Here is a 3842-nt window from a genome sequence, read left to right on the forward strand (position 1 = left end):
CAAAATGTTGAGGGCATATATAAATTATTGTTTGTTTTAATTACAATGCAGTGGCAGTATAAATTATTTTTTGCATGTAAGTTCCTTTAGGCTTTCCCAGAAGTACCTTTGATGCTTTTTCTGCCGAAATAGAATAGGCAATATTTAAAGATTGTTTTGCCCCTAAACTTGCGTTGCTTACCAGAACCTGATCGTTTGTGGATAAGGTAACCTCATTCAGGGTTCCCGTTAAACTTCCGCCCGCTATTGCTTTTACCTGTAATACGTCTACCGGAATTACATTTGCGCCACTTACAAAGTTTGCGCCCTCAGATTTTACTTTTACATCGAAATTCTTGGAAGAAATAATGACTAAGCTATTGGGCACCGTCACATTTTTTGAAGAATTATAATCTGTTGTATTCACATAATTAAAATCCACAGTGCCTCCTGAAGCAACACTTCCTACGTCCATTGAAATAACATCGGCTAAATTAATGTTGACGGAGGTATTAACCTGATCAGAATTTTGTGCCAGAACTTGGTTGCTTCCTAAAACGATTGCTCCCCAAGACAACGCAGCGATAACAAATTGTTTTTTCATGATAGAATAAATTTAATGGAACTCTAATAAAATGATGCCATTCAATATAATTATACTGACAAATGTCATTAAAATCAAATCTAATAACATTATTTGACATAACCAAACCATTATTGTTATTTTTAACTGATTGTAATTCTGTTCGTTAAGCATATTTTCTTTTGAATCGGGATATTATCACTATCATATTTCACTTTCAAATGATAAATAAATGTAGATTTTTTTACAAAACACAGGATAATGATGAAACTTGTTGATACATTTATATACCATACTGTGGTACAGCCACAGAAATACTATTTTATATTCCGGCTGCTTTAGACTGAAGAGTTGTATTTGGTTAAGTGTTACCAGGATTTTGTTAATTCTAATCGTATTTATCATTGCAATTTTGTACTTATAAAATATGACAATGAAAATAGTATTAACAGGTTCTCTAGGGAACATAGGAAATCCGCTTACCCAATTATTGGTTGGGGCAGGACATCAGGTTACGGTGATCAGCCGCAGAAAGGAAAGAATACCTGAAATAGAAAATTTAGGTGCTGTAGCAGCCATAGGAAGCATACAGGATGTGGAATTTTTAACAGAAACTTTTAAAAATGCTGATGCGGTCTACTTAATGGAAGCATGGGAAGGTATGGGAAGTCTTTTTGATCAGGAAATCGATTTTCTGGCTGAATTTAAAAAAACAGCTCGGAACTATGTAAAAGCCGTTCAACAGTCAGGAATCAGGAAAATCATTCATTTAAGCAGTATCGGGGCACATTCGGATCAAGGCACCGGAAGTCTTTTGGTTCACTATCATGTTGAGCAGATTTTACAGACTCTTCCTGAAGAGGTTTCCATAAAATTTATGCGTCCCGTGGGATTTTTCAGCAATATCTACCGCTGGCTTCCGGCAATACAATCTCAGGGTAAAATTATTCAAAGCTATGGAGGATCGCGCAAAGAACCCTGGGTTTCACCTTATGATATTGCTGCGACCGTTGCAGGCGAGATGGAAGAACCGTTCAGCGGCAGAACAGTACATTATATCGCCAGTGATGAGGTTTCTCCTGATGAAATTACCGTGGCATTAGGACAATCGATTGGGAATCCGGATTTGGAATGGAAGGTAGTTTCAAGTGAAGAATTATTGCATCAAATGCTGTCTGCGGGCATTAATGAATGGATTGCCAAAGGAATGGTTGCCATGCAAAGAGCACAGGCAGACGGTAGCCTGTATGAGGATTTTTATGCCAATAAACCCACCTTCGGAAAAGTGAAGTTTGAAGATTTTACAAAAGAATTTGCTCAGAAATATAAAATATAAATATAAATTAAAATGAAAACAGCATTAATAACAGGAGCCAACAAAGGAATAGGCTTTGAGACCGCTAAACAACTTTTAGAAAACGGATATTTTGTCTTTATAGGAAGCCGTGATATTGATAACGGAGAATCTGCAGTGGAACAACTGAAAAAAGCAGGTTTCGCGCATACGGAAGCCATTCAATTGGATGTAACCGACGCCGTTTCAGTGGAAAAAGCAAAATCAGCGGTCAGAAGCAAAACCGATGTATTGGATGTGCTGATCAACAACGCCGGAATAAACGGAGGAATGCCGCAGGCAGCTTTGGAAGCGCCGGTTGAGTCTTTTCAAAAAGTACTGGATACCAATCTGTACGGTGTTATAAGAATGACCCAGACATTTATGGATCTTCTTAGAAAATCGGAGGAGCCGAGAATCGTCAATGTTTCTTCAAGCGGCTGTTCCCTCACGTTACATTCTGATCCCGACTGGATCTACTACAGTCATAAAGCAGCGGTGTATACCGCTTCAAAAGCCGCCATGAATATGTATACCATCAACCTTGCCTATGAGCTCCGTGATACCCCATTTAAAGTTAATGCAGTCTGTCCGGGATTTGTCGCTACGGATTTTAATAATCACCGCGGCACAGGAACTGTGGAAGAAGGCGGAAAAAGAATTGCAAAATATGCCATGATCGGGCAGGACGGGCCTACCGGAAAATTCATCAGCGAAGAATATAATCCCGAAACCGGGGAAACACCATGGTAATTAATTCACTATTTTTACAGAACCAATCAAACAAATGAAAAGCAACCCAAATCATTTTCATAAATTTCACTCGTTAACTGAATTTCATAAGATGTTCGGAGTTCCTAAACCTGAGCATCCACTGGTCAGTTTCATCCGTCTGGAAGATATGACCCTACCTGTTGAGGAGCTATCGGAAAATCTGATATTGGATTTTTACAAGATTGCCTATAAGGATACGATCGGAAGTGCCAAATATGGCCAGCATCATTATGATTTTGGTGAAGGTGGTCTGGTATTTACAGCTCCGGGACAGCTCTTTGAAAAACCTAAGAATAATAAGAGCAAAGGCTTCCTGATCCTGCTTCATCCTGATTTTCTGCTTTCCTATCCATTGGCAAAAAAAATCAGGCAATACGGATTCTTTTCCTATGCAACGGATGAAGCGCTGCATGTATCAGAAAAAGAAAAAGAGACCTTATTTTCAGTATTTAAGATTATTGAGGAGGAGCTTAATAACAGAACAGACGATGTGAGTCAGGATTTGGTTGTCTCTCAGATCGAACTTCTTCTGAATTACAGCAGTAGGTATTACAAACGTCAGTTTATTACGTATAAGGCAGTTAATGACCGCCTCATTGATAAGTTTGAAAAAGTTCTTGACGTTTATTTTAATACCGATGAAGAGCTGCAGAACGGAATGCCAACGGTGCAGGATCTTGCTGATCAGCTAAACGTATCCGCAAATTACCTGAGTGACATGTTACGTTCTTTAACCGGATTCAATACACAGCAGCATATCCACAACAGATTCATTGAAACCGCAAAGAAAATATTATCCACCACGGATCTGTCGGTATCTGAAATTGCCTACCATATGGGATTTGAGTATCCGCAGTCCTTCACCAGATTATTCAAGAGTAAAACCAATCAGACTCCTTTGGAGTTCAGGCAATCATTTAATTAGACCGTCAGCAATTGTATTTATCAACCATTTGTTTTATGTCTTCGTAATCTGACGGTCGGTTCATCATCATTGTCTTATATAAATTAAAAAAGGTGGATCAACATGATTCACCTTTATATATAATCGTTTATTACTCTTCAATAAACGCTAAAAGATCTTTGTTAATGGTTTCATGCTCGGTAGTTGGCATTCCGTGAGGGAAACCTGGATAGGTGATCAGTTTACCGTTCTTTAATAATTTAATGGAT

General features: G+C 38.4%; 4 protein-coding genes and 1 pseudogene. 3 read left to right on the plus strand and 2 right to left on the minus strand.

All coding sequences use genetic code 11. The features are described 5' to 3' along the window. Positions 1 to 40 precede the first annotated feature (40 nt). Positions 41 to 583 (minus strand): peptidoglycan-binding protein LysM, encoded by a 543-nt coding sequence (locus U9K52_RS21055; protein ID WP_248392683.1) that lies wholly within the window; start codon positions 581 to 583, stop codon positions 41 to 43. A gap of 412 nt (positions 584 to 995) precedes the next feature. Here U9K52_RS21055 and U9K52_RS21060 point away from each other — a divergent pair, with 412 nt between their 5' ends. From U9K52_RS21060 to U9K52_RS21070, 3 genes are read left to right on the plus strand one after another with little or no spacing between them, the layout of a single operon-like run. After that, a complete protein-coding gene (locus U9K52_RS21060; RefSeq protein ID WP_322927998.1) occupies positions 996 to 1898 on the plus strand; it encodes an NAD(P)H-binding protein in 903 nt (300 codons plus the stop codon). Positions 1899 to 1910: 12 nt separating this feature from the next. Next, complete coding sequence (locus U9K52_RS21065; RefSeq protein WP_322927999.1) at positions 1911 to 2648, plus strand: SDR family oxidoreductase; 738 nt, start codon at positions 1911 to 1913, stop codon at positions 2646 to 2648. Between the two features lie 34 nt (positions 2649 to 2682). Continuing rightward, positions 2683 to 3594, plus strand: a complete 912-nt coding sequence (locus tag U9K52_RS21070) for a helix-turn-helix transcriptional regulator (protein ID WP_322928000.1) — start codon at positions 2683 to 2685, stop codon at positions 3592 to 3594. A 130-nt stretch (positions 3595 to 3724) separates the two neighbouring features. Here U9K52_RS21070 and U9K52_RS21415 read toward each other — a convergent pair. Further along, a pseudogene (locus tag U9K52_RS21415) lies at positions 3725 to 3842 on the minus strand (alpha/beta hydrolase); the annotation flags it as partial.

Origin of the sequence: Chryseobacterium sp. MHB01 (assembly GCF_034651565.1) — a bacterium.
Taxonomy (GTDB): Bacteria; Bacteroidota; Bacteroidia; order Flavobacteriales; family Weeksellaceae; genus Chryseobacterium; species Chryseobacterium nepalense.